Origin of the sequence: Affinundibacterium danionis (assembly GCF_042432465.1) — a bacterium.
GTDB classification, from domain to species: Bacteria; Pseudomonadota; Gammaproteobacteria; order Burkholderiales; family Burkholderiaceae_D; genus Undibacterium; species Undibacterium danionis.
Genome location: NZ_JBHLXJ010000018.1, coordinates 194,889 through 220,390 on the forward strand (window position 1 = coordinate 194,889; position 25,502 = coordinate 220,390).

22 protein-coding genes are annotated in these 25,502 nt (G+C 46.4%); 11 read left to right on the forward strand and 11 right to left on the reverse strand.

Going from position 1 to position 25,502, the window contains the following annotated elements; genetic code table 11:
• Positions 1-13: 13 nt before the first annotated feature.
• The 3 genes from ACFFJH_RS16960 to ACFFJH_RS16970 all read right to left on the reverse strand — a co-directional run bounded on the left by ACFFJH_RS16960 (position 14) and on the right by ACFFJH_RS16970 (position 3,093).
• Positions 14-1,180, reverse strand: coding sequence for a PhoH family protein (locus tag ACFFJH_RS16960; RefSeq protein WP_390214128.1), 1,167 nt, complete (start codon positions 1,178-1,180; stop codon positions 14-16).
• 131 nt (positions 1,181-1,311) lie between these two features.
• Positions 1,312-2,637, reverse strand: coding sequence for a tRNA (N6-isopentenyl adenosine(37)-C2)-methylthiotransferase MiaB (miaB, locus tag ACFFJH_RS16965; RefSeq protein WP_390214352.1), 1,326 nt, complete (start codon positions 2,635-2,637; stop codon positions 1,312-1,314).
• A gap of 108 nt (positions 2,638-2,745) precedes the next feature.
• The gene (locus ACFFJH_RS16970; RefSeq protein WP_390214129.1) at positions 2,746-3,093 is read right to left on the reverse strand and encodes a hypothetical protein; all 348 of its coding nucleotides are present in this window, start codon (positions 3,091-3,093) and stop codon (positions 2,746-2,748) included.
• Between the two features lie 192 nt (positions 3,094-3,285).
• Here ACFFJH_RS16970 and ACFFJH_RS16975 point away from each other — a divergent pair, with 192 nt between their 5' ends.
• The 5 genes from ACFFJH_RS16975 to ACFFJH_RS16995 all read left to right on the forward strand — a co-directional run bounded on the left by ACFFJH_RS16975 (position 3,286) and on the right by ACFFJH_RS16995 (position 6,944).
• A complete protein-coding gene (locus ACFFJH_RS16975) occupies positions 3,286-3,795 on the forward strand; it encodes a flavin reductase family protein (protein WP_390214130.1) in 510 nt (169 codons plus the stop codon).
• A gap of 7 nt (positions 3,796-3,802) precedes the next feature.
• On the forward strand, positions 3,803-4,057 hold the full coding sequence (locus ACFFJH_RS16980) for a SemiSWEET family sugar transporter (RefSeq protein ID WP_390214131.1): 255 nt from the start codon (positions 3,803-3,805) through the stop codon (positions 4,055-4,057).
• Between the two features lie 108 nt (positions 4,058-4,165).
• Complete coding sequence (locus ACFFJH_RS16985; protein WP_390214132.1) at positions 4,166-5,605, forward strand: sensor histidine kinase; 1,440 nt, start codon at positions 4,166-4,168, stop codon at positions 5,603-5,605.
• On the forward strand, positions 5,602-6,282 hold the full coding sequence (locus ACFFJH_RS16990; RefSeq protein WP_390214133.1) for a response regulator: 681 nt from the start codon (positions 5,602-5,604) through the stop codon (positions 6,280-6,282). The genes ACFFJH_RS16985 and ACFFJH_RS16990 overlap by 4 nt, the downstream gene beginning before the upstream one ends.
• 107 nt (positions 6,283-6,389) lie before the next feature.
• The gene (locus ACFFJH_RS16995; RefSeq protein WP_390214134.1) at positions 6,390-6,944 is read left to right on the forward strand and encodes an outer membrane beta-barrel protein; all 555 of its coding nucleotides are present in this window, start codon (positions 6,390-6,392) and stop codon (positions 6,942-6,944) included.
• On the opposite strand, the gene ACFFJH_RS17000 is transcribed toward ACFFJH_RS16995, so the two are convergent.
• The 7 genes from ACFFJH_RS17000 to ACFFJH_RS17030 all read right to left on the reverse strand — a co-directional run bounded on the left by ACFFJH_RS17000 (position 6,941) and on the right by ACFFJH_RS17030 (position 15,110).
• Positions 6,941-7,981 (reverse strand): L-threonylcarbamoyladenylate synthase, encoded by a 1,041-nt coding sequence (locus ACFFJH_RS17000; RefSeq protein ID WP_390214135.1) that lies wholly within the window; start codon positions 7,979-7,981, stop codon positions 6,941-6,943. The genes ACFFJH_RS16995 and ACFFJH_RS17000 overlap by 4 nt on opposite strands.
• Before the next feature lie 12 nt (positions 7,982-7,993).
• Positions 7,994-9,187 carry a 5-(carboxyamino)imidazole ribonucleotide synthase gene (locus ACFFJH_RS17005; RefSeq protein ID WP_390214136.1) on the reverse strand — a complete coding sequence of 398 codons (1,194 nt, stop codon included), beginning with the start codon at positions 9,185-9,187 and terminating at the stop codon, positions 7,994-7,996.
• 265 nt (positions 9,188-9,452) lie between these two features.
• A complete protein-coding gene (gene purE, locus ACFFJH_RS17010) occupies positions 9,453-9,959 on the reverse strand; it encodes a 5-(carboxyamino)imidazole ribonucleotide mutase (RefSeq protein WP_390214137.1) in 507 nt (168 codons plus the stop codon).
• 1 nt (position 9,960) lies between these two features.
• Positions 9,961-10,857: a phosphoribosylaminoimidazolesuccinocarboxamide synthase gene (locus ACFFJH_RS17015; RefSeq protein ID WP_390214138.1), complete on the reverse strand. Its 897-nt coding sequence runs from the start codon at positions 10,855-10,857 to the stop codon at positions 9,961-9,963.
• A 144-nt stretch (positions 10,858-11,001) separates the two neighbouring features.
• Positions 11,002-12,066: a class II fructose-bisphosphate aldolase gene (fba, locus tag ACFFJH_RS17020; RefSeq protein WP_212676293.1), complete on the reverse strand. Its 1,065-nt coding sequence runs from the start codon at positions 12,064-12,066 to the stop codon at positions 11,002-11,004.
• Between the two features lie 332 nt (positions 12,067-12,398).
• Positions 12,399-13,829 carry a pyruvate kinase gene (gene pyk / locus ACFFJH_RS17025; protein ID WP_390214139.1) on the reverse strand — a complete coding sequence of 477 codons (1,431 nt, stop codon included), beginning with the start codon at positions 13,827-13,829 and terminating at the stop codon, positions 12,399-12,401.
• An 87-nt stretch (positions 13,830-13,916) separates the two neighbouring features.
• The gene (locus ACFFJH_RS17030; protein ID WP_390214140.1) at positions 13,917-15,110 is read right to left on the reverse strand and encodes a phosphoglycerate kinase; all 1,194 of its coding nucleotides are present in this window, start codon (positions 15,108-15,110) and stop codon (positions 13,917-13,919) included.
• 533 nt (positions 15,111-15,643) lie between these two features.
• On the opposite strand from ACFFJH_RS17030, the gene ACFFJH_RS17035 reads away from it, so the two are divergent.
• The 6 genes from ACFFJH_RS17035 to ACFFJH_RS17060 all read left to right on the forward strand — a co-directional run bounded on the left by ACFFJH_RS17035 (position 15,644) and on the right by ACFFJH_RS17060 (position 22,838).
• Positions 15,644-16,330: an RDD family protein gene (locus tag ACFFJH_RS17035; RefSeq protein ID WP_390214141.1), complete on the forward strand. Its 687-nt coding sequence runs from the start codon at positions 15,644-15,646 to the stop codon at positions 16,328-16,330.
• Complete coding sequence (locus ACFFJH_RS17040; RefSeq protein ID WP_390214142.1) at positions 16,327-17,307, forward strand: stage II sporulation protein M; 981 nt, start codon at positions 16,327-16,329, stop codon at positions 17,305-17,307. The genes ACFFJH_RS17035 and ACFFJH_RS17040 overlap by 4 nt, the downstream gene beginning before the upstream one ends.
• A 4-nt stretch (positions 17,308-17,311) precedes the next feature.
• Positions 17,312-18,934 (forward strand): hypothetical protein, encoded by a 1,623-nt coding sequence (locus tag ACFFJH_RS17045; RefSeq protein ID WP_390214143.1) that lies wholly within the window; start codon positions 17,312-17,314, stop codon positions 18,932-18,934.
• Positions 18,931-20,406 (forward strand): DUF4350 domain-containing protein, encoded by a 1,476-nt coding sequence (locus tag ACFFJH_RS17050; protein ID WP_390214144.1) that lies wholly within the window; start codon positions 18,931-18,933, stop codon positions 20,404-20,406. The genes ACFFJH_RS17045 and ACFFJH_RS17050 overlap by 4 nt, the downstream gene beginning before the upstream one ends.
• The gene (locus ACFFJH_RS17055) at positions 20,390-21,448 is read left to right on the forward strand and encodes an AAA family ATPase (RefSeq protein ID WP_390214145.1); all 1,059 of its coding nucleotides are present in this window, start codon (positions 20,390-20,392) and stop codon (positions 21,446-21,448) included. The genes ACFFJH_RS17050 and ACFFJH_RS17055 overlap by 17 nt, the downstream gene beginning before the upstream one ends.
• An 85-nt stretch (positions 21,449-21,533) precedes the next feature.
• Positions 21,534-22,838 carry a DUF58 domain-containing protein gene (locus ACFFJH_RS17060; RefSeq protein WP_390214146.1) on the forward strand — a complete coding sequence of 435 codons (1,305 nt, stop codon included), beginning with the start codon at positions 21,534-21,536 and terminating at the stop codon, positions 22,836-22,838.
• 126 nt (positions 22,839-22,964) lie between these two features.
• On the opposite strand, the gene ACFFJH_RS17065 is transcribed toward ACFFJH_RS17060, so the two are convergent.
• Entirely contained in the window at positions 22,965-25,382 is a 2,418-nt protein-coding gene (locus ACFFJH_RS17065) for a S9 family peptidase (RefSeq protein ID WP_390214147.1), read from the reverse strand.
• Positions 25,383-25,502: the final 120 nt, after the last annotated feature.

Consider the following 25,502-nt stretch of genomic DNA (forward strand, 5'->3'; position numbering starts at 1 on the left):
TACACTATCTACTTTATCTACGTCGGGGTTTATTCATCGCGGTCGCATGCTTCAAGCTTACGATTTCTGCATCTTGCTGATCTTGAAGTTGGGTCGCTTCTTCGTATGCATCTACGATACGACCAACCAGCGGATGACGCACCACGTCAACGCTAGTAAATTGATTGAAAGCGATGCCACGTACATTGCGCAGCACTTGGCAAGCATCAACTAAACCGCTCTTTTGATGACGCTGCAAATCGATCTGGGTCACGTCACCTGTAATCACCGCTTTGCTGCCAAATCCTATGCGCGTCAAAAACATTTTCATTTGTTCTGGGGTGGTGTTTTGCGCTTCATCCAAAATGATGAATGAATGATTCAAAGTACGGCCACGCATATACGCTAGCGGCGCAATCTCAATTACCTGTTTTTCAAACATTTTTTGGGTACGATCAAAACCGAGTAAATCGTATAAAGCATCGTACAAAGGACGCAAATAAGGATCGACCTTTTGCGCCAAATCACCCGGCAAGAAACCGAGACGCTCGCCTGCTTCGACAGCTGGACGCGTCAACACAATACGTTTAACCGCATCACGTTCTAAAGCATCAACCGCACAGGCGACAGCTAAATAAGTTTTTCCCGTACCCGCTGGACCTACACCAAAAGTAATATCGTGTTCGAGTATCGCTTTCAAATAGGTGTTTTGGTGTGGGGTACGGCCACGTAAATCACTGCGGCGGGTTTTGAGTATCGGGCTTTCTAAAGCTTCCTCAACTTCGACGGGCGCTACTTCTTTAACAATATTTCTTGAAGTAGTGGTAGCCTTCGTCGTGGTTTTAGTGCTACGACGTTTTGTCGGCGCAATCTCGCCAGAGTCGGTACTTGGCACGAGACCTGATTCAGTCGCTTTTTGCAAACTACTTGCCGCACGTTGCTCGACTAAAGCTAATTGAACTTCATCAATCGTGATGATTTTCTTCGCTTGCGCGTAAAACTTTTCAAGTAACTCCAAACCCTTTTCCGCATTGTGCCCGCTCACGATAAATTTTTCGCCACGACGAAATATACTCAAATCTAAAGCAGCAGAAATTTGACGCAAGTTTTCATCGAGTGGGCCACACAAATGCGCTAACCGCAAATTGTCTAAGGGCTGAGGCACAAAATACAAAACAGGGACGGGAGTATTCGTTTTCAAAATGTTTTATTTTCCAAAATAAATCAGTATCGTATGGCGGATGCAACCCGCGCCGCCTGAACCTCGTGCACGCGAAATCAACCTATATGCAGCGCGGGTTGCACCCGTCCTACTTTTTTAATTAAGCAAAACTAGTCGACCAACTCACCACGCAATGAATAATTATAGGACTCAGTCACACGTGTATTCACCAGCGTACCGATCAACTCTTTACCTCCAGCAAAATTCACCACACGATTATTCTCGGTACGACCTTGTAATTCGTTCGGGTCTTTCACCGAAGGGCCTTCTACTAAGATGCGTTGCACTGTACCTATCATCGCATTGCTGTACTTCTTAGTATTCGCGTCAATCACCGACTGCAAAAATTGTAAACGTTTAAGCTTTAAAGGCGCTGGCGTAGTGTCTTCCAAACTCGCTGCCGGCGTACCAGGACGTGCGCTGAAAATAAAGCTGAAACTATTATCAAAATCGACGTCTTTAATCAACTTCATCAAGGCATCAAAATCTTCATCCGTTTCACCTGGGAAGCCAACGATGAAGTCCGATGAAATATGCATATTCGGGCGCACAGCCTTCAACTTACGAATCACTGATTTATATTCTAGCGAAGTATAACCACGCTTCATCGCCGCTAGGATACGGTCGGAACCATGCTGCGCTGGCAAGTACACGTGATCCACCAATTTCGGAATCTTGGCGTAAGCATCGATCAAGCGTTGATTAAATTCTTTCGGGTGACTGGTCACAAAACGAATGCGTTCGATTTGTGGGAATTCAGCGATGTATTCCAATAGCAGCGCGAAGTCAGCGATCTCGCCATCATCCATCACGCCTCGATAAGCATTAACGTTTTGTCCTAATAAGCTAATTTCTTTAATGCCTTGTTCCGCCAAACCAGCGACTTCGACCAAGACATCATTGAACGGACGCGAGACTTCTTCACCACGTGTGTACGGCACCACACAATAACTACAGTATTTGGAACAACCTTCCATGATGGACACGAAAGCTGTGGAACCTTCGACTTTGGCTGGAGGCAAGTGATCGAATTTTTCAATTTCTGGAAAACTAATATCGACTTGTGAGCGACCTGAATCGCGTCGGTCTTTAATCAATTGTGGCAAACGGTGTAAAGTTTGCGGTCCAAACACCACATCCACATACGGCGCGCGACGCACGATTGCTTCACCCTCTTGTGAAGCAACACAACCACCAACGCCGATCAGCAAATCTGGCTTAGATTTTTTCAATTCACGCAGACGACCAAGATCCGAAAACACTTTTTCCGATGCCTTCTCGCGCACACTACAGGTATTGAGCAAAATCACATCGGCATCTTCTGGGTTATCGGTTTTGATCATACCATCCGTTGCCGCCAACACATCTTGCATTTTGTCCGAGTCATACTCGTTCATTTGGCAACCAAAGGTTTTGATGAATACTTTCTTCTGCATGGAATTCTTTTCTTCTGTGGAATCTGGAGGCAACATTACTTCTTCACTTCAAAATACAAATTAATCAAATAAACTCGTCGGAAAAAACAAACACTTAGCGAGGTTTATTTACGGGCGCTTAGGAATCGGTTTGCTGGCCTCTTCTGCGGTCAATATCCAAATTTTTTGAATTTCACCGAATTCATTTTCCAGATAGTAAATAACAACATTATTAACATCGACACTGGCTGGCGTGACAGTAAGATTGTCCTCGCTGTAAATGCGAATGCCGATAGCACTTTGCCGTAACTTACCATCGATCACCAATTCAGCTAATGCAGTCGTACTCAATTTGCCGCGCTTAATCCCTTCTGGGAACATGCGCTCTACTTGCATCGCGTTCGCACTAAATATCAAACTGAAAGAAGCAAAAAGCCAAGTTAAAACGAGAAAGCGTATTTTTTTGTTATTTAACATATTCAACTCTCGATTAAATATTCTTAAAAATCAATTAGTTACCAATAATATTTACTGGAAATAAGGGCGACAGTTTAACACAGCCGGACGCTTTCTTCGCGCTTTAGCCCTTGCACCGACAAACGTGAATTTAGGACATCATACATACGGGGAAAATCTGGGATAATGGCGGAAAATGTTTTTGGAAAACGAATGCTAAACCCACCAAGTACCGCACTCCCACCTGATTTTGATAGTCGTCATTTTCGCCATGCCTTATCGCAATTTGCGACTGGCATCACGGTGATCACGACTCGTCTCAACGAAGATAAATTCTTAGGTTTAACCGCAAGCTCCTTCAATTCGGTCTCGTTAGACCCACCGTTGGTCATTTGGAGTCTCGGTGATCGTGCGCAAAGTATGCCTGTGTTTGCCAACAATTCGCATTACGTAGTCAACGTACTCGCAGCTGATCAAAAACATTTGGCAGAACGCTTTGCCAGTCGGGTTGAAGATCGCTTCGAGGGCGTAGAATTTACTTTATCACGCACGGGCTTGCCCATACTCACAGGCGCTTCAGCTTGGTTCGAATGCTTTAACCGCAGCCGCTATCCAGAAGGTGATCATGTCATTTTCGTCGGCGAGGTGGAACAATGCGCGTCAAAAAATCAAGCACCTTTGGTATTTCATCATGGTCAATTTTTGACTAGCACAGCACTGTAATTTATTCATGACTCAATTAGATCTGATCGGCTATATCGCCGCTTTCCTGACCACCAGTTCCTTTATCCCACAAGCATGGCTCACTTGGCGACGCAAACGCGCGGAAGGCGTTTCGCTTGGTATGTATTGCATTATGGTGACTGGGACAGTGGGTTGGCTAACCTATGGCTTAATGCTGGGCGCTTGGCCAATTATTGTGGCGAATGTGATTTCTCTATCGCTATCTGCTTTCATTTTGGTGATGAAGTTGATCTATAAATAGCAAGGTATCGACAATATTAGCGACAAGATAGGTGTTACTGTATCTATCTACTTACCTATCTGCTTACCGATATTTGTATTGTACTTTCTGTGTACGTAAGGCTAGTGTATGCCCCATGTCAGTAGCAGTTTTTCCGTCAAATATCTAGACACTTCCTCCCGTCGATTTTTCAGTCAATTAATCTCTCCACTTAAGCCGCATCTCGCGCTTGTCTGCGGCCTATTTGCTTGCATCATTTTTGGTGGCTTTGAATTTTTTGAACTGTTCTTCACGGCGCCCGCACAGGCTAATCTTCATACGCCAGCAGGTTTCTTCTGCCAATGGTGGGTGCGCGAGATATTGAGTAACTGGATCGTGCTTGATACCGACGCTGCTCGTATCGAATGGCAGTATTTCTGCTACTTAAGCTATTCTGCGGCACTAAGCCTCTTATTTACCGCCCTACTTTGGCTGCGCAATCAGCATCGTGCATTTCGCTCGGATGGCTTATTCGCTGTGCAATTAGTCTTAGCGGTATTGAGTATGTCGGCATTACTACTTGTGTTGGCAGCACAGTTCGCAGCCTTCCTCCCGTTTCGACGTGCGCTGCGCTTTTTAGTCTTACTGATGTTGGTGTATAGCGGTGTTCATCTCTTTTACGTGTTTAACAATCCCGTATTGGCTGGTGCTCATTGGAAAATCGGGGTGTTCTATCTGGTCGCACAATTACTACTCTACTGTATTTGTTTTGCTCTAGCCCTCGCCGTAAAACGCTATTTCAAACAGTGTGCGCAACTCAAGATCGCTTACGCAGAATTACAAGCGACTCAAATCATGCTCAGCGATACAGTTCGCATAACAGAGAGAACAAGAATTGCCCGTGATTTGCACGACATACTAGGTCATCAATTGACCGCACTCAATTTGCATTTAGACTTGGCAGTGCGCCATAGCGCCGCCGCGGGTACCGATTTAAATATGGCGTCGAATGTTGAGTCGAATACAGAATCAAATACAGAATCAAATGCAGAATCGAATATAGAATCGAATATAGAATCGTCGACGCCATCGCTAGATAGGCGACTGCAGCAGGCATTGCAAGTGTCGCGCGAGCTGGCCCACGATTTACTTGCAGAAGTGCGTACTGTCGTCAGTAGCGAAAAAAACGATAAAGAAATCAACTTGCAACAGGCATTGAGCATCTTGTGCGCATCAATTCCCCAACCCAAAATTACGCTGCAATTTGACGAATCAAAAACACCAGTTCCTATGCACATTGCACACTGTATTTTTTATTGTGTTCAGGAAGCGATTACCAATGTCATTCGACATGCTGATGCAAAAACCATGCAAATCACGCTTAAGCAATACGAGCACATGCTCAATATTCAAATCCAAGATGATGGTCAAGGCTGCGACATTCTCCAACCGAATCACGGCCTACAAGGGATGCGCGAACGACTCCAACTATGCAATGGCACACTGAGCTTAAAGCATGCGTCTAAACAAGGATTTTGTTTGGAATTACAAATTCCATTTGATGTGGCGCTCAAAGGACTCCCAACATGATTCATGTAGCCTTAGTGGATGACCAAGCTTTAGTACGTAGTGGCATAAGTGGCCTATTGAATATGACCAGTGATATTCGTGTGGTGTACGAAGCGAGCAATGGCGTAGAAGCGCGCGCCTTACTTTCACCGCAGGCACACAGCATCGACTTATTATTGTTAGACATCCGCATGCCACAATGCTCGGGCATCGATTTTTTACAAGCGCATGCAAAGCAATTACCACCAACGATCTTATTAACGACATTTGACGATGATGAAGCAATGCTCGAAGGGATACGCGCTGGTGCGAGAGGTTTTTTGTTAAAAGATATTTCCTTAGAACGATTGACCGAAGGTATTCGTCATGTGGTCCAAGGCGGTAGTCTGTTTCGACCAGCACTGACAGAAAGATTACGCGATTCACTGCTCAACAAAGCCACTAGCGCTCAAGGGCAAACAGGGCAAAATCAAGCATGCGCGCAACAACGCAATGAGTCCAACAATGAAAAACTAAGCGCAAGAGAAACAGAAATCTTAGCATTGATGGCGGCTGGATTAAGTAATGCTGAAATCGCGAATGCCTTAGCCCTGAGCGAAGGTACGATAAAAAACTATATCTCGAATATCCTCAGCAAATTGGAGGTACGGGACAGAATTCGTGCCGTGTTACGTGGACTGGAATCGGGTTATATTTAGGCCAAATTTTTCAAGGAATATGACTTTCGGCACTGTCGTCTTGAACAACGAAGACTTAGTATGCGATCACTTTTGATCAACCCTATTTCAAGTTACTAGAGGCCAATATGAAGTATCCATTTGCATTTCTTTTCGTCGCAACGAGTCTATGTTTTTCCACCGCAGCCTTGGCACAAGAACCGTATGTAGGAATTTCGATTGCAACGCCAGGCGAAGGATCATGGCAATATGCGCCAGGAAAATTTGTCGCCGATAATGAGCATAAGCTCTCTAAAAAATTGTATGGAGGCTGGAATTTTACGAATCAATTCAGCCTAGAAACGGGTTATTTAAGCTCAGGCTATCACTTCCAAAGCCCAGAAAAAAACACTGCATTTGCGGATTTGAACGTCAAGATGTTGTACACCGCTGGTAAAGTGACTATGCCACTAGGAGATGCATGGAATGTGTTCGGCAAACTAGGTGTAGCACAAATTCGCTCGGCGTTTAGCGCACAGAACGGAAACACAAATTCCTCACGAGCAGTACTCCCGCTACTTGGTTTTGGCCTTGATTTTAAGATGACGCAACATCTAGATTTAACCCTAGAGTTTGAGCGTGATGGCAAAATCAATCATGTGCCACAACAAAAATTGGAAGCGGGTTTGAAGTGGCGATTTTAAGCCACGGCGTCACTCAAAAGCGTCTGCAACACGCCCTGCGAATCAAACGCGGCACGACGTAATCGATCTGCGACGCCTTGCCAATCACGCGTGCTTGGCAAGGCTTCTACCAAAATGATATCCGCCTGCACATGATCAAGTTCGCGCAAATCAGCATACAGATCATGCGCATATGAAATGGGATCATTGTTTAATTGGCGCCACGCTTGTAGCTGAGCATTGCTAGTATGCGGCTGGTAAGCCATTACTGCGACGCGCTTTCCCGCAGAGAGTAATCGGGAAATAACGGATTCGAGTTCTTCAACTGCAACCATCGCCACCGGGGTACTTGGTGCATAGTGCGCCTCTAAAGTTCCGGAAGCGCGTGGTGCCGCTTGATCTGGCGCATTCACTCCCATGCCTAATACTTGTTCCAATTGCAGCGCCGTGATATGACCGGGACGCAACAGCACAGGTCCATGCGTTGCTAAGCGACTCATATCAACAATCGTTGATTCGATGCCGACATCGCTTTGCCCACCGTCGAGTACCGCAGCGATCATGCCATTCGCAATTTCAGCAGGAAACTCTTCTATGACGTGCTCAGCCTTGGTTGGACTGACATGCCCAAATTTATTCGCGGATGGCGCCGCCACGCCGCCTTTGCCATCTTTAAACGCACGCAATAAAGTTTGTGCCACTGGATGTGATGGGCAACGAATCCCTATCGAATCTTGACCACCAGATACTGCGTCAGGAATATGCTCAGCGCGTTTCAAAATCAAGGTTAAAGGACCAGGCCAAAACGCATCCATCAATACTTGCGCTGGCGCAGGGATCTCTTTCACCCAATAACTAATATCGGCTTCTGGCGCGACGTGTACAATCACAGGATGATTTGAGGGACGACCTTTCGCTTTATAGATATTCGCGACAGCGTTGATGTTCTCCGCGTCGGCACCAAGGCCGTACACGGTCTCCGTCGGAAAACCAACTAAAGCGCCTTGTTCTAAAGCGCGCGCCGCCGCAAGAATTTGCTCAGTAGAATTCAATCTCAACCTCAGTCTTGATCAAACAGCGATACCGAGAATCGCACACGCTTGGCGCATCTCGTCTTGTGCTTGCTCCAATGTTGGCGCGATAAATGTGATGTGACCCATCTTGCGCGCACGACGCGCCTCTGCCTTGCCGTATAAATGCAAGTGCGCTGATGGTAAGGCTAACACTTTATCCCAAGCGGGCTGACGCACAGACTCACCATCAAACCAAATATCACCAAGAATATTCAACATCACACAAGGCGAATGCTGACGCACATCCCCCAGAGGCAAACGCGCCATTGCGCGTACTTGTTGCGCGAATTGACTAGTGACGCATGCATCAATCGTATAGTGACCGCTATTGTGTGGACGCGGTGCCATTTCATTGACGACGACAGAGCCGTCTTGCAGTACAAAAAATTCTATGCAGAGTACGCCAACATAATCAATATCGGCGATCAATTTCAATGCGGCATTTTGCGTTTTTAACGCCGCGTCGGCTGAAACGTGCGGACTAGGTACGGTAGTCGTGAACAAGATCCCATCACGATGTACGTTTTCTGCAATCGGATACACGACGGCTTGACCATCCGCGCCACGCGCTACCAACACCGAAATTTCATACGCGAGTGGCAGCATTTTTTCTAGCACACAAACGACACCCTTGAGATTGGCAAACGCTGTGCGTAGTTCTTCCATTGACTTGACGCGCACTTGACCTTTACCGTCATAGCCCATGCGTGCCGTCTTCAAAATCCCTGGGAATAAATCGGCACTCACTTTTTCCAAATCCTCCGCAGTGCGCAAAATCGCGTGCGGTGCTGGCAAGATACCGGTTTGTGGTGCGCAACGCGTGAAGAAAGCTTTCTCTTCGATACGGTCTTGGGCGATCGACACACATGCCGCGCTTGGCGCAACGAAGCCCGTTTCGGCTAATTTGGCCAAACTACTTGCTGGCACATTTTCAAATTCTGTGGTGAATGAAGCACACGTCTCCGCCAACTTCTGCAAAGCCGCCGCGTCATCGTAGGCTGCTTGGATATGCGCATCCGCTGCATGCGCAGCAGGACTGCCAGCTTCTGGCTCTAATACCGTCACTTTAAAACCTAGGGCTTGCGCTTCATGCACAAACATACGCCCCAATTGTCCGCCACCGACCATGCCTAACATGCTGGATTTCGTGTTCGGAAATTGTGGATTGGTGTTGATAATAGAAGTGGACATCGTTGGGTTTTCCATGCTGGTGCGATACAAATTAAATGCGATTTGAAACGTGGTTTGATGCAAGTACAAAACTAAAAAATCTAGAGCACTTATTACTCAATGTCATTCCCGCGAAGGCAGGAATCCAGCGACGTAAAAGCCTAAAGACACTGGATCCCTGCCTATGCAGAGATGACGCCTGAATGGTCTGAGGCAAGAATAATGATACTGCGACCTATGTGCTTCTGCGGCAAAGAAAAATCCTTCCTTCGCCAAAACTGCCGTATTACAAAGGCAAATGCATATCCCGCGCAACTTGCGTTTGTTTTGCGCGGAAGGCTTCTAACTTCGCTGCCATCGCATCATCGGTCGTCGCCAGCATTGCAATCGCAGCCAAGGCCGCATTACCCGCGCCTGCTTCACCAATCGCAAAAGTATTCACAGGAACGCCCTTTGGCATTTGCACGATAGACAACAAAGAGTCTTCACCACGCAAATACTTGGATGGCACAGGCACACCAAATACAGGCACGATAGTTTTTGCTGCGATCATGCCAGGCAAATGCGCAGCTCCGCCAGCACCAGCGATGATGCCGCGAATGCCACGACTGCGTGCTGTTTCGGCATAAGTGAACATTTCATCTGGCATGCGATGTGCAGACACGACCTGCGCTTCGAAAGGGATACCGAATTCTTTCAGCATAGTCACGGCATGTTGCATCACATCCCAATCGGATGAAGAGCCCATCACGACACCGATGATAGGCGCTGCGTTGAATGTTGCGTCGCCCATATTACGCCTTCAAACTTTCACCCGTTAAGCGTTCTAAGGCTTCACGGTATTTCGCTGCGGTTTTTTGTACCACTTCATCTGGCAAAGTCGGCGCTGGTGCTGTCTTATTCCAGCTTGTGATGGTTTCTAAGTAATCACGTACGAATTGCTTATCGAATGATGGTGGAGAAATACCTGTTGCATAGGAATCTGCTGGCCAGAAGCGTGATGAGTCCGCCGTCAATACTTCATCCATCAAATGCAATACGCCATTGTCGTCGAGACCAAATTCAAACTTCGTATCGGCAATGATGATGCCGCGTGTTGCTGCGTAGTTTGCGGCTTCTGTATAAAGTTGAATACTAATGTCGCGCATCTTGGCAGCGAGTTCTGCACCGATGCGTTTTTCCATTTCGGCAAAGCTGATGTTCTCATCGTGCTCGCCCATTTCCGCTTTTGCGGCTGGCGTGAAAATTGGGGCGTCTAATTTGGCCGCTTGTGGCAAACCCGCTGGCAATTGAATGCCGCAAATTGCGCCTGTTTCTTGATAGTCTTTCCAACCAGAACCGATGATATAACCGCGCACGACGGCTTCCACCATGATAGGTTTCAATCGTTTCGCGACGACTGCACGGCCACGTACTTGTTCTGCTTCATCAGGTGCAACCACGGACACTGGGTCAATGCCGATCAAATGATTTGGCACCACGTGGCTAAGTTTTTCAAACCAGAAGTTCGCCATTTGATTGAGCACGCGACCTTTATCAGGAATCGCTTCATTCATGATCACGTCAAATGCCGACAAGCGATCACTTGTCACGATCAACAGTTTATCTTCGCCAACGGCATAGTTATCACGGACTTTGCCACGACCTAACAGTGGTAGCGAATGTAAAGTGGAGTTTATTTGCGTAGTCATAATGTGGTCTCAAAAAAAATGCTGAAGGGAGATTCATCAGTTCTTCATCAATACGTACACCGTATCAACAAACAAGCTTTGAATCTCCCTGCGGGGCGCACCACGCGCCCGGTTTACTTCGATCTAAAAAGTGATCAGTTCAGATTAGTTCACAACCTGGGCCAATGCACCTGATTTATATTGTTCTGCAACTTTTTCCAAAGTCATCGGTTTGATTTTCGCCGCTTGGCCTTCGCAACCAAATGCTAAGAAGCGTGCTTTACAAACCAATTTCGCTGCTTCGCGCGCTGGTTTCAAGTAATCGCGTGGATCAAACTTGCTTGGATTTTCAAACATATAACGACGAATCGCGGCAGTCATCGCCAAGCGAATATCCGTATCGATATTGATTTTACGCACGCCGTTTTGAATACCGATCACGATTTCTTCGACTGGTACGCCATAGGTCTCTTTCATATCACCACCGAATTGACGAATTTCTTCGAGCAATTCTTGTGGTACGGAAGAAGAGCCGTGCATCACCAAATGCGTATTAGGAATGCGTGTGTGGATTTCTTTAATACGATCGATCGCCAAAATATCACCGGTAGGCTTGCGAGAGAATTTGTACGCACCGTGCGAAGTACCAATTGCAATCGCCAAGGCGTCGCACTGAGTTTGTTTCACGAAGTCAGCAGCTTGTGCAACGTCGGTCAACAACTGTTCGCGTGTCATTTTTCCGTCCGCGCCGTGACCGTCTTCTTTGTCGCCCATCATGGTTTCCAAGGAACCCAATACGCCCAATTCTGCTTCGACCGTTACACCAATAGAGTGAGAGAATTTCACGACTTCTTTGGATACCGCTACGTTGTATTCGTAGCTAGCAACCGATTTGCCGTCTTCCATCAAGGAACCATCCATCATCACGGAGGTGAAACCGGACTTGATCGCTGCCATACAAACTGCTGGCGATTGACCATGATCTTGATGCATCACCACAGGAATATGTGGATAGGCTTCGACCGCAGCAGAAATCAAATGACGCAAGAAAGCTTCACCAGCGTACTTACGCGCACCAGCAGAAGCTTGCATAATCACCGGCGCACCAACTTCATTCGCCGCTTCCATGATCGCAGTAACTTGTTCTAAGTTATTGACATTAAACGCTGGAATACCATAGCCATTTTCAGCTGCATGATCCAGCAATTGACGCATTGATACGAGAGACATAGTTTTTAACTCCAAATAAAAAAATCTTCTTTTGAGGTGCTGATTAAGCTACTGCGCAGGCAGATTTTGAATCTGCGATGCTCACCGTACCGAAGTACGGTTGCGCTTCTTAATTCAAACTTTACCCGGTCGCTACGCTTACTCAACGCCTCAACAAGCTTGTGGCTTTTGACTTTACGAATTTTGATTTTTTTCAAATTACATATATTTTTACGAAGTCTCTAGAAATTCAATTTTAGGGATGCAGTGCTAGGCGCAAAGCACAGCAATACACAAGTATTGCGAGCATTTGCAACAACGCAATGCGCCCTACAATTGGATTTATAGCGACTTCACTCGCCGATTTTGACTATCCGCATTGCGTTAGTGCCACCCACCTTACCCATTTGCTCACCCCAAGTCGCGACGATCAAATCACCCTTCTTCACTGCGCCTTTTTCCAGCAAAACATTTTCTGCTTGCTTCAATACTAAATCGCGATCTGGGTTGTACGGCAATTTGAAGGTCTGTACATTGCGGTACAAGGCTGCTTTACGCATAGTTGCCACACTTGGTGTCAAAGCAAACAAAGGCACGTCGATACTTTGGCGGCTCATCCACAATGCGGTTGAACCGGATTCAGTCAAAGCGGCAATCGCTTGCACGCGTAAATGGTGCGCGGTGAACAAAGCACCGTAGGCAATCGATTGATCAATCCGTGTGAATTGCAAATTCAAGAAATCTGCATCGAGTTTACATTCTTGATGCTTCTCGGCTTCTACACAGATAGCGGCCATAGTTTCAACCGTGATCACAGGATATTTACCGGACGCTGTTTCCGCCGATAACATCACCGCGTCCGTGCCATCCAAGACAGCGTTCGCGACGTCTGAAACTTCGGCACGAGTTGGTACTGCGTTGACGATCATCGATTCCATCATTTGCGTCGCCGTGATCGTCAACTTATTCGATTCACGCGCCATCTTGATCATGCGTTTTTGCAGAGCGGGAACAGCAGCATTACCAACCTCTACCGCCAAATCACCACGCGCTACCATAATTCCGTCTGACGCATCCAAAATCTCTTGCAAAACAGGAATCGCTTCGGCACGTTCAATCTTCGCGATCATCATCGGCTTGTGGCCATAAGGTTCGCCCGCGATATTCGCCAATTGACGCGCCATTTCCATATCGGTCGCATTTTTTGGGAAAGAGATCGCCAAATAATCTGCTTGGAAAGACATCGCCGTTTTGATGTCTTCCATATCTTTTGCGGTCAATGCAGGCGCTGTTAAACCGCCACCTTGACGATTAATACCTTTGTTATTCGACAGTTCGCCACCGATTTTTACTGTGGTGTGAATCTCATTGCCGACTACTTTATCAACGATCAACACAATCAAGCCGTCGTTGAGAAGCAATACGTCGTTCGCTTTAACATCGCGCGGCAAAGCTTTGTAATCGAGTCCGACACGTTCTTGATTACCTAAAGCACAGTCTGCATCGAGAATGAATTTATCGCCGTTCTCAATTTGAATTTTGCTGTTTTCAAATTTACCGATACGAATTTTCGGACCTTGCATGTCCGCCATAATCGCGATCTCAATGCCACAGACTTCTGCCGCTTTACGTACCAGTGCAGCGCGATCAATATGGTCCTGTGCCTTGCCGTGTGAGAAGTTCAAACGAACTACATTCACGCCAGCTTTTAACATACTAACTAAAGTATCCAGATCACTGGATGCCGGGCCTACTGTCGCTACAATTTTGGTTCCGCGTAACATTGAATCTCCTGATGGATAATTTTTACAAGGTCGTGCTTAAAACTAAAAAATCTTTTTAGCCAAAAATTTAGCCACAAAGAACGCAGATTACTGCGCCGCTCTTTGCAACAAAATCTCTACAGCTGGCAATGTCTTGCCTTCTAAGAATTCCAAGAACGCGCCGCCGCCAGTCGAGATATAGCCAATTTTTTCTGTGATGTTGTACTTGGCAATCGCAGCTAAAGTATCGCCACCGCCAGCTATCGAGAAGCCATTGGATTCCGCAATTGCTTTAGCCAATACTTTGGTGCCATTGCCAAATTGATCGAATTCAAACACGCCGACTGGGCCATTCCACACAATCGTACCTGCTTGTCGAATCTGCGCGGCTAATGCATTGGCTGTGTCAGGGCCGATATCCAAAATCATGTCATCGTCTTGTACGTCCGCGACTGCTTTCACAGTCGCAATCGCTGTAGGAGAAAATTCTTTTGCGCAAACTACATCGGTTGGAATCGGTACAATCGCGCCACGCGCTGCCATCATGTCCATAATCGCTTTGGCTTCGCCTACCAAATCCGCTTCTGCCAACGACTTACCAATCTTCAAACCTGCTGCCAACATAAAGGTATTCGCAATACCACCGCCGACGATCAATTGATCTACTTTTTCGGCGAGCGATTTTAAGATCGTTAACTTGCTGGACACTTTAGAGCCAGCCACAATCGCCGACAATGGACGTGCGGGTTGCCCCAACGCTTTACCCAAGGCATCCAATTCAGCCGACAACAAAGGGCCAGCACAAACGATAGGCGCATATTTTGCGATACCGTGGGTCGTCGCTTCTGCGCGATGTGCGGTACCGAATGCATCGTTCACATAGATGTCGCACAGCTTCGCCATTTTTTGCGCGAGCGCGTCATCGTTCTTTTTCTCGCCTTTATTGACACGGCAGTTTTCTAACAATACGACCTGACCCACAGCCACTTCAACGCCGTCCACCCAGTTTTGTTTGAGTTCAACCGTCACGCCCAACAATTCCGATAAACGTTTTGCAACTGGTGCTAAAGAATCTTCCGCTTTGAATTCACCTTCAGTTGGGCGACCCAAATGGGATGTCACCATCACGGCAGCGCCTGCTTGCAAAGCTTGCTGAATCGCTGGTACTGAAGCGCGGATACGCGTGTCTTCAGTAATATTGCCAGCATCGTCTTGCGGAACATTCAAATCTGCACGAATAAAGACACGTTGACCTTGGAGTTTATTAGCAGCGATGAGATCGCTCAGACGATTAAATTGCATAGCAGGACCAGTTAAGATGAGAAGGAATTAAATCGAGACCCGATTTCAAGGGCAAAATTATCCAAAGCCATAAAATCTGATGAAAACCAGACTTTTCCCTGAAATCTTTAAAATTAATCGCACATTTTACCAAATCACAAGCCTGATTCGCGATTTTTCTCATCGCGGCGCTCGTGTTTTCCTATTTTTCATGGCTCAAATGGCAATTAACATCCATCACACTAAGCAGTATCTAATCTTTTATACAACTGTCCTTTTATGCAACGGCCTCCTAGGATATGTTTCGGTGTCAAAGTTTACTTAATCGGTGATATTCCAACATCATTAGTCAAACGCGATTATTCCAACGCGACTATTCCAAGCTCATTGCTATAACTTCGCACCTACGCATCTGCCATACTTCAAGCTGATTTCAATTAGGCGTTTCAATCCAAGCTGGCCTTATGTTTTACACAAAGAAGTCAAACGCGTGCAGTATTTCCTTGCTACAATCATCACCTTGCTATTTCACCAAAATCTATAAAAAGAACTACATGTTAAATGGACGTTTGTCACTGATTACGCCCGAAGGTGTTCGTCTATTATTGACTCCTGCGGGCCCAGCTCCCCGCGCTTGGGCTTGGGCCATCGATTTCATTGTGTATTTGATTGCACTTTTTCTCCTTTCGCTTTTGTTTTCTCAATTTAAATTGGGAACTGGAATAATACTGATAGCTTCTTTTCTTCTGTATTGGGGCTACGCGATCTTGTGCGAAGTGTATTGGGACGGTCGCACTTTAGGAAAACGCGTACTTGGAATACAAGTCTTGCGCGTAGATGGTCTACCAGTCGGATGGCGCGAATCGGTGTTACGCAACTTATTATTGGTTGGAGATTTCCTCCCATTTTTCTATTTCACTGGCTTGCTCTGCATGCTGTTTGATACACAATTTCGACGTCTTGGCGATATCGTCGCAGGCACCCAAGTTGTATATCGCGATCCCGTCGTCGCCCGCCCCGCCCCACAAACCGCTGTCGAGGAAAGCGCCGACAATTTAGCGCTACCGTATCCGCTCACACCAGATCAACAAAGAACTTTAATTGCGATGTTTGAACGTGAAAAAAGTATTCCGCACGCGCGTATGTTAGAACTAGCGAGCTTGGCACAGGCCATCACTGGCCAAACTGGCGAGGCATCCTTGGCGCGTTTGCGTGCTCACGTGGCAGGGATAAAGCGATGAAACAAAAGCAGTTTGAAATCCAAAATGAAGCACTATGGGATCAAATTAATAGCATTCTGGAACAAAAGAATCAAAAGAAGAAACCCAAAAAAGATAGCACTCCCGCAGTCGCCCTACATGAATTTCCAGCCTTATACCGACGCTTATGTCAAAACCTAGCGCTGGCTTTGCAGCGTGGTTACTCCCCTGCGCTCACCGATTATTTACAAAAAATGGTCGGAGATTGTCATCAACTTTTGTACGGTACTGCAGTCGAACGTCCGATGACATTACATCGTTGGTTACTAAGAGAGTTTCCACAAAGAGTACGTGAAGAGTGGCGCTTGCTTTTATTCATCAATTTAGCTTTTTGGGGTGTGGGAATTGTCGTTGGTTTGCTGGTATGGTTTCAGCCTGAAATGGCGTACAGCTTTGTATCACCAGACAAACTAGAAAAAATGCGGCAAATGTATATGTCTGACAAAATTGGCGTGGGTCGTGGCGCCGAGGGCGATTTCGCCATGTTTGGGATGTACATTTGGAATAATATTTCTATCGATTTCCGAACGTTTGGCGCGGGCGTATTTGGTGGTTTACCTGCGCTTTACATCATGGGTGTCAATGGCTTAAGTATGGGTGCTGTAGCGAGTTGGTTGAGTGCCGATCTCGCCACTCGCCATAATTTCTGGTCATTTGTGATTACCCACGGCAGCTTCGAAATTGTTGGGATGTTGCTTTCAGGCGTAGGAGGCATGCGACTAGGTTTATCGCTGATTCATCCGGGACGCTTAAGCCGTCGGCGCGCACTGTATGCTGCTAGTCAACGTATGTTTCCAGTCCTAGTCGGCGCTTCTATACTGACTTTTATCGCCGCATTCTTCGAAGCCTTTTGGAGTGCTAGCCCAGTCATCCCGCATGCAGTCAAATACGCAGTGGGCGCCTTATGTTGGCTGCTGGTTATTGCCTTCTTCATTTTCGCTGGTCGAGCCAGGAGCTAAATCCATGCAACTCGATCAACTACAAATCGATTTACGCCCACGCCCAAATGCTCAAGCATTGGATCTAGGTTTTGCCTTATTGCGTAGCAATGCGTCCACCGTCTATATCACTTGGCTAATGCTGTGGTTACCCACGATTTTGCTTTGTGGCTTGGCGGCATTTTTCATACCCAAACTAGGATTTTTTGGTGGCGGTTGGTGGTTATTGATCGCTTGGTGGATACGCCCATTATTAGAGCGAGCACCACTGTATATTTTATCGCGTCGTGTATTTGGTGAAAGTGTTAGCTGGCAACAAGCTCTGCGCGCTTGGCCAAGTCAATGTGGTGGTGGTTGGTTTCGCTTATTAGTATGGTGGAGACTGTTTTCGGCGGCTCGTGGTCTGTATCAGCCTATCTGGCAGCTAGAAGGCGCACGAGGAAAAATCGCAGCGAATCGTATTCGCATCATAGGCAGAAAGACCGCAAGTTCGGCGGCCTGGTTCGGCGCAGCTTGTGCTCATTTTGAAGGATTACTACAACTGGGCATATTCGCGTTGATCGGTGCTTTTATGAGCGACGATCAGATCGTTAATCCGCTCAGCTTCTTAGCAAACATGCGCGAAAGCAGCTCACTGTGGTTATTCACCAGCTTCGCAGCTTACGGTATTGCCGTCGGCATCATAGGGCCCATCTTCGTCGCTTGCAGTTTTACTTTATACCTGAATCGTCGTGCCAGTCTGGAGGCATGGGATATAGAAATTATGCTGCGCCAATTAAAACCCGTGCAGCCAAAAAAGAATAACACTAGCAAAATAGCCGCCGCTATTTTCTTACTGTGTTTCTCTAGCTTATTGCTATCTTCTAATGAAGTATCGGCGGCGGATCGAACATCAGTTGCCACGCAAAGCGATGATGATAAGTGTGAAAAACCCAGTTGGATAAAAGAAACGCCTGGACCACGTGATGCGGCCCAAAGCCCTCAACAGCAGGCTATCAGAGACGATATCGATACGATTTATCGTGCCGAAGATTTGCGCCCTTATCGCTGTCAAGCAACCTGGAAACGCCCCGACAACAAGATGCCAAAACAAGCTAAGGCTGATCTCAGTTGGCTCGCCTTGCTACTCAAATACGTCGCTATTATTTCTGGCTTGTTCTTTGTAGGGTGGCTATTACTGCGTTATCGCAGACAAATATGGGATTTCACTTTGCCTGAGAAAAAACGTTTTGCGACGGAAGTTGGGGGCTTGGACATTCGACCAGAGTCGTTGCCTGATGATGTCAGCGCGGCAGCACTCAAATTGTGGAATAGCAATCAAGCTCGTGCCGCGATTGCGCTACTCTATCGCGCGACGCTCTCTCGCTTGGTGAATGAAAATGGCTTAGTCATCAGCCACGGTGCCACCGAGAATGATTGTCTGCGTTTAGCCAAGATTGCACATAGTATGCAAGAACTCGATACTCCGATATTTGACTACGTAGAGCAATGTACTTCCATTTGGTTAAATGCCGCCTATGCCCACCGTTTTCCCAACGACATTGATAAGCTCTGTCTCGATTGGAATGCCATCTTTTCGCTAAAGAAGCCAAACGCAGCGACGCCAAGCAGCTCCCAAACGATAGTAAAAAAGGGAGCGCAGACATGAATCAGGCACGCAAAGAATTGCATCCATTTAAGCGATCAAATAAAAATAAATTGGGGGGCTTTAGCGCCCTAGGTTTTGTTTTGCTCATCATAGGCGTAATGATCGCAGGTGGCATCGCGTGGTGGATATCAAGCTTAGAAAAGACTTGGGTCGCAATCGAAAACCCATCCACCGCTTTTGATAAAAATCCTATGATTGCCGCAACTCGGCTATTAGAAAAGCGCCAATATCAAGTGCAGCTAGCGCCTATTCTGAACGAGAATGTAATCAAAAATGCACCCAAAGGAACACTCATCATTGCCAACAACGATGGCTATATGAGCAAAGAACAATCTCAAGCGCTCTTCGCTTGGATAGCGGAAGGGAACACCCTGATTACTTTTCCTAAACTATCTATTGTTAGTAGAGGCAAAGCAGCGCCGACCGTTGTTCCGCAAGGCGATCCCGTGAATACAGACACTAACGATGACAACAATGAAAATTTTGCAGATGATGAGAGCGAAGTAGATACAGATAATGCGAGTCGAGAAACCGATTCAGACAAAAATATAGAAACAAATGAGGGTGCTAACAGCGATACCCCTAACAATACCGCTAAGACTTCAGAGCAAGCAAAAAAGCGCACCGCCACGCCCTTAATACGCGATCCGATTGGCGAGTATTTAGGCGTGTCTACTTTCTACGATGAACGCACAGGCGTCAAGTATTTTCACAACACCTTATTGAAACTACCTGGCGCATCTTATCCTCTAAAAATTAGAAAACCTCACGTAAAACTACAAAATACGTCTGACAAACACCGAGCACTTTTTACAGACGAACATGCTGATGTGATACAAGTGTATGCGTATGGCAAAGGTCATATCGCCTTGTTAGCCGACAATCTCTTCGAGCTGCAAGGTTTAAAATATTACGATCATGCTGAATTACTGTTAGCGTTGATTGAATTTAATCAGACGCAACGCCAACAAATCCAGTCCAATCAAGGTACCAACAGTCAAAAAAAATCAGCCGTCACCATCGTACAAAGATTAAAAATTCCAGCTTGGTATGAGCTACTCTGGAACACATTTCCAATAGCGCTTTGCTTACTTGCCGTCACAGTTTTACTGCTATTTTGGCGCGTCATGACACGCTTTGGACCGCTTTTACCAGAGATAAACTGGGAACGCAGATCATTAATGGAACATATAGAAATCAGTGGGCGCTGGAACTGGAGCACACCAGTGGGTCGCGATTTACTGCTAAGCGCAGTTCGCTTGTCCACTAAACAAGTGCTACAAAAACGCGCCCCTGAGCTACAAAAATTAGCGGTCAAAGAACAATTACTCCGACTAGCCCAAGTTTGCAAAATTGATCACGAACATCTGGCACATGCATGGCACGATGCCGCTTCCAACCATCCGCATTTATTTACTCGCCAAATTCAACTACTCCAAAAAGTGAGAGCGTATTATGAGCACAAATCCTAATTCTGTTGAAAACCTCAGCCCTACTGCGATGTCAACAAACACACCAACTGACGCGAACAATAATTCGTCACGAGTCTCTCCAGAAAAATATCAACAAGCCTACGAAATTATCAATCGTATGCGTGATGAGGTGAGACGCGCAGTCGTGGGCCAACATGAAGTCGTTGACCAAGTATTGGCCTGCTGCCTGGCAGGTGGTCATATCTTATTAGAAGGTGTACCGGGCTTAGGCAAAACCCTGTTGGTGAAAGCCTTAGCCAAGACTTTTTCTGGTCAATTCTCACGCGTACAATTTACCCCAGACTTGATGCCAGCCGATGTCATGGGGCATGCTATTTACGACATCAAACAACAAACTTTTAGCGTGCGCAAAGGCCCGGTTTTTACTCATCTTTTACTGGCAGATGAAATCAATCGAGCGCCCGCCAAAACACAATCGGCGTTGCTAGAGGTCATGCAAGAACGTCAGGTCACGATAGAAAATGAATCGCACGAATTAGACGCACCTTTCATGGTATTGGCGACTCAAAATCCTTTGGAAAACGAAGGCACTTACCCACTACCAGAAGCACAATTAGACCGTTTTCTAGTGAAGTGCTACATTGATTATCCGAGTGAAGCAGAAGAGTTAACGATGCTGCAGCTACTCACCCATAAACGAGTTGGGGATGGTCTTGACGTGAAACAGGTCAACACCATTATCAAGCCTAAAACGATTATCGCCTTACAACAATTAGTGGCACAAATCAGTGTCGATGAAGCCGTCGCAAGTTACGCAGTGCGTATCGTGCGCGCGACTCGCGATTGTGCTGGAATTGCAGTCGGAGCCGGGCCACGCGGCACGATTGCCTTAATCCGTATCGCACGCGCTTTTGCACTACTCAACAAGCGTGACTTTGTAACTCCCGACGATATTAAAACCGCGTCCTTACCTGTACTACGTCACCGCGTTGCCTTATCGCCTGAGAGTGAACTTGATGGCTTAAGCAGCGACCATATTCTGCGTAATCTGATCGAACAGATCCCGGCGCCACGTGCCTAGGGTTCAACCAAGTTTTAATCAAGTTTCAAACTCATTGAAACTAAAAAATTATGCATTACACCAAGTAAGTGAGAAAGCACAACGTATGACGCCTACCCGTCGCTTATTAATGATTTTTTTTGGACTAGCTGCACTTGCTTTTTTACAAGTCGCCGTGCCCAAAATCGGCACTTACGTCGGGGTGCTACTTGGATTACTAGCACTCTGCACACTGGCCGACTGGTGGGAGCTACGGCGCGCACCCAATCTACAAATTAAGCGTAGCCTACAAGGCGTATGGCCAGTCGATGTGTGGAATGAGGTCACATTGACTATTCATAATCCCAGCCAATCGAAAGTACGCCTAGATATCATTGACGCTTATCCAAGCGCTTGGCAGCTAGAAGGCTTACCACATTCGAGCATAGTCCCAGCCAACAGTTTTATTGCAATCACTTATAGGGTACGCCCCAATAACCGTGGTGATGCGCAGTTTGGGCTGGCCTTCGTTCGGGTACGCGCTTATTTCCAATTATGGGAACGTCAATTCCGATTAGGAGAAACGCAAAGTGTCAAAGTGTTCCCTGATTTCTCGAAGTTATTAGGTAATAACTTACATGCGACCGATAAACGCTCACCAAGTATGGGTGCCATTCGTAAACGTCGTCGCGGTGAGGGAACGGATTTCCGACAACTGCGCGATTATCGCCAAGGTGATAGCCAACGTTCTATTGATTGGAAAGCGACAGCTCGCTATCAAAAACCCATCAGCCGCGAATACCAAGAGGAGCGCGACCAACAGATTATTTTCTTACTCGATACCGGGCGACGTATGCTTGCGCAAGATGGTGTTACCAATCATTTTGATCATGCACTCAATGCGATATTAACGCTTAGTTTTATCGCGCAAAAACAAGGCGATGCTGTTGGTTTGATGACCTTTGGCGGAGACCAACGCTGGCTTGCCCCGTATAAAGGACGAGTAGGCTTGGATAGAATTTTGGCTGGCGTTTATGATCTGCAAGCGACTGAAGTTGCGCCTGATTACACCTTAGCGGCCAGTACACTTTTACACCAATTAAACAAGCGCGCCTTTGTGGTACTGATTACCAATTTGCGTGATGAAGACGATCAAGCGATGCGCACCGCTTGTGAATTACTCTCAACGAAACATCTGGTGTTGTGCGCTAGCCTAAGAGAAAAATCTTTAGATGCAGCCTTAAGTACGCCCGTGCAGCAGCATGCCGACGCATTGCGTTATGCTGCAAGCACTCTCTACTTACAACAACGTGAACACGCAATAAAACGCTTGGGCATACGCGCCTCACAATTAATAGACATACTGCCCGAGCGACTTAGTTTTAGCCTTGTTAATCGCTATTTGGAAATCAAAGAGAGTGGCGCACTATAAGTTATTGATACGAAACTATTGAAACTAAAGGATTGAAACAGAGCTATTGAAACGAAGATATCAACTCAAAAAAAAACAGGCAGGGATTAACAATCTCTGCCTGTTTTTTTGAGCGACGACTTTACGCTATTTACGGCCTTTGACCTCGCGTTCCATCAATTTATAAATCCGGCGATATTCATCCAACCAGCTATCGGCTTCGCGGAAACCGTGTGGTTCGATCGGATAGACCGCCAAATCAAAATTCGGATTCTTCAATTCAATCAGTTTTTGCACCATGCGCACGCTGTCTTGGAAGAAAACATTGTCATCTAAAATACCCGTGCAAATTAAGAGTGGACGTTTTAAACCTGCTGCGAATTCTATCGGCGAGCTGCGCGCATAAGCGTCAGGATCAACATCGGGCGTATTCAAAATATTCGAGGTATAGCCGTGGTTGTAATGAGCCCAATCAGCGACCGGACGCAATGCCGCACCGGCGGCGAACTTATCAGTTTTAAACAAGGCCATGAAGGTCATAAAACCACCATAGGAGCCGCCGTAAATACCGACACGATTACGATCCACATTAGCATTATCAACGAGCCAATCAAGACCGTCCTCATAGTCTTCTAACTCTGGCGTCCCCATCCGTTGATAGATCGCATTGCGCCAATCTCGTCCATAGCCAGCGGAGGCACGATAGTCCATATCAATCACGACATAACCTTGTTGCACCAACAGATTATGAAACATCATTTCGCGGAAATATGTTGACCATCCATGATGAGCGGCTTGCAAATAACCAGCACCGTGGACAAACATTACTGCCGGTTTGCGTTCGCCAGTTTGCGTTTTATTATCACGATAGACGCGTGAGTAAATCGGCGCAGCGCCATGCTTAGACGGCACCGCAATAATTTCAGGTTTAATCCAATCGATCTGCGCAAATGCTTTGGAGGTTGAATCTGTCAAACGAATTGCTTTTGCACCTGGGGCCGCAGCTTGTACGAATAAATCCGGCTGACGTGTAGTAGTGGAATGCGTGAGTAGAAGTTTGTCTTCGGTCGGTGCCAACTCAAAATCCATACCGCCATTCATATCGGTTAAGGCTTCATCACGTTTGCCATCAGCGGAGACACGATACACCTCATGTATGCCAGGATGTTTTTTATTGGCGCGGTAGTAAAACCATTTTCCATCATGGGTAGGCTGTACACTATTCACTTCAAAACGACCATTGGTCAGCGCGACATTTTTACCATCTCGCTGCACATACAACTGGCTATAACCTGACTCTTCCGACAAATACCACAAAGCTTTGCCATCAGGAGTCCAAGCAAATTCGTTAAAACTGCCATCATTGACCCAAGCCTGATCAGTCAATCGATGCGCCAACTCCCACTTCGTTTTATCAGCAGCAGTTAAATCCATCTTCAAGATCCAGCGATCTTTGTTGTCGGCACTGAATAGGCTAAAAGCAAGTTGCTGACCTGAAGCACTCCAGCGTATCCCGCGGAAATTAATATAAACCGCACGTGGCGTTCCTGCTTTAGGCGCAGCCTTTCCTAAGCGCTTTGCGGCATCAGTTTTGAGCGCTAATAAGGGATCTTCATTAATACCTGACAACTGATCTAGGTTGAGCTTATTCGCTTTATTGGCGCTGACATCTACAACAAAAATCTGTTCATCGTTGTCCGCACCAGTACCGACCTTACTACGTACATCTTCGATTTTCACATAGCCATCACTGCTCACATAGTGTGGCATTTTGTCGTTACGTCCATCTTTACGTGGTGCAGCAGTGCTGACTAAAACAAACTTACCATCGGGAGAAACACTGAAGCTACGGAATTCACGTCCTTTGCCCAAATAAATCGGCATCGGTGCACTAGCTGGCTGGCTGGCTAATTCTCGTTGACGTGCTTCTGCTTCTTTTTTATCAGCATCGCGTTTTTTTATGATGTCGAACAAACGCGTTTGCTGTGCCGTCAAATAGTCGGGCGTTTCTTTTTTCGTTACCGGATCATCATCATTTTTGATGTTCACCAACATGCTTTGCTCGCCATTACGTAAATTAAACAAAATAACTTTGCCATCATTACGCATTGCGACTTGATCATTCCCCACAAAACCTAAAAGATTATTCATCTCGCCAGTCCGAGTGATTTGTTGACGCTTACCATCTTTTAATAAAAATAAATTCCCATTGCGCAACCACACAGTTTGCGTGCGATCAGGGCTAGTGAATTTTTGTTCAGATTCAGCGACAACGACTTCGGCAGCACTTAATTTTTGCGCGGCACCGCCGGTTGCATTTACTTTATATAAATCACGAATTTCAGAACCAATTGCCTTGCGAGAGAAATAAACACTTTTTCCATCTTGGCTAAAATACGGACGCTCGGGAGCAATCCCCATCCAATCCGTATTGGCCATAATCTGTTCCATACTGAGCTTCGCATTGAGTTGATTATTCACCTGCGCAATGGCAACAGGCATAAAACTCGTCGTGAAGACGCTAGCTGCTATCAACAGCAGCACACCATTCTTTTTCATTCTCATTGTTGTTTCCCTCATCGGGTAAGATGGTCAATAAAAAAACGCTGAATCTTTTCAGAATTCAGCGTTTCTTGGACAAGCAGGAAGCAAAAAGATTCCTTTTAAATTAAGCTTAATAAAGCT

Bases quoted from the DNA above. Each gene is read 5' to 3' on its own strand.
- miaB (WP_390214352.1), bottom strand. From the start codon at position 2,637: ATGCAGAAGAAAGTATTCATCAAAACCTTTGGTTGCCAAATGAACGAG.
- ACFFJH_RS16970 (WP_390214129.1), bottom strand. From the start codon at position 3,093: ATGTTAAATAACAAAAAAATACGCTTTCTCGTTTTAACTTGGCTTTTT.
- ACFFJH_RS16975 (WP_390214130.1), top strand. From the start codon at position 3,286: ATGCTAAACCCACCAAGTACCGCACTCCCACCTGATTTTGATAGTCGT.
- ACFFJH_RS16980 (WP_390214131.1), top strand. From the start codon at position 3,803: ATGACTCAATTAGATCTGATCGGCTATATCGCCGCTTTCCTGACCACC.
- ACFFJH_RS16985 (WP_390214132.1), top strand. From the start codon at position 4,166: ATGCCCCATGTCAGTAGCAGTTTTTCCGTCAAATATCTAGACACTTCC.
- ACFFJH_RS16990 (WP_390214133.1), top strand. From the start codon at position 5,602: ATGATTCATGTAGCCTTAGTGGATGACCAAGCTTTAGTACGTAGTGGC.
- ACFFJH_RS16995 (WP_390214134.1), top strand. From the start codon at position 6,390: ATGAAGTATCCATTTGCATTTCTTTTCGTCGCAACGAGTCTATGTTTT.
- ACFFJH_RS17005 (WP_390214136.1), bottom strand. From the start codon at position 9,187: ATGTCCACTTCTATTATCAACACCAATCCACAATTTCCGAACACGAAA.
- purE (WP_390214137.1), bottom strand. From the start codon at position 9,959: ATGGGCGACGCAACATTCAACGCAGCGCCTATCATCGGTGTCGTGATG.
- ACFFJH_RS17015 (WP_390214138.1), bottom strand. From the start codon at position 10,857: ATGACTACGCAAATAAACTCCACTTTACATTCGCTACCACTGTTAGGT.
- fba (WP_212676293.1), bottom strand. From the start codon at position 12,066: ATGTCTCTCGTATCAATGCGTCAATTGCTGGATCATGCAGCTGAAAAT.
- pyk (WP_390214139.1), bottom strand. From the start codon at position 13,829: ATGTTACGCGGAACCAAAATTGTAGCGACAGTAGGCCCGGCATCCAGT.
- ACFFJH_RS17030 (WP_390214140.1), bottom strand. From the start codon at position 15,110: ATGCAATTTAATCGTCTGAGCGATCTCATCGCTGCTAATAAACTCCAA.
- ACFFJH_RS17035 (WP_390214141.1), top strand. From the start codon at position 15,644: ATGTTAAATGGACGTTTGTCACTGATTACGCCCGAAGGTGTTCGTCTA.
- ACFFJH_RS17040 (WP_390214142.1), top strand. From the start codon at position 16,327: ATGAAACAAAAGCAGTTTGAAATCCAAAATGAAGCACTATGGGATCAA.
- ACFFJH_RS17045 (WP_390214143.1), top strand. From the start codon at position 17,312: ATGCAACTCGATCAACTACAAATCGATTTACGCCCACGCCCAAATGCT.
- ACFFJH_RS17050 (WP_390214144.1), top strand. From the start codon at position 18,931: ATGAATCAGGCACGCAAAGAATTGCATCCATTTAAGCGATCAAATAAA.
- ACFFJH_RS17055 (WP_390214145.1), top strand. From the start codon at position 20,390: ATGAGCACAAATCCTAATTCTGTTGAAAACCTCAGCCCTACTGCGATG.
- ACFFJH_RS17060 (WP_390214146.1), top strand. From the start codon at position 21,534: ATGACGCCTACCCGTCGCTTATTAATGATTTTTTTTGGACTAGCTGCA.
- ACFFJH_RS17065 (WP_390214147.1), bottom strand. From the start codon at position 25,382: ATGAGAATGAAAAAGAATGGTGTGCTGCTGTTGATAGCAGCTAGCGTC.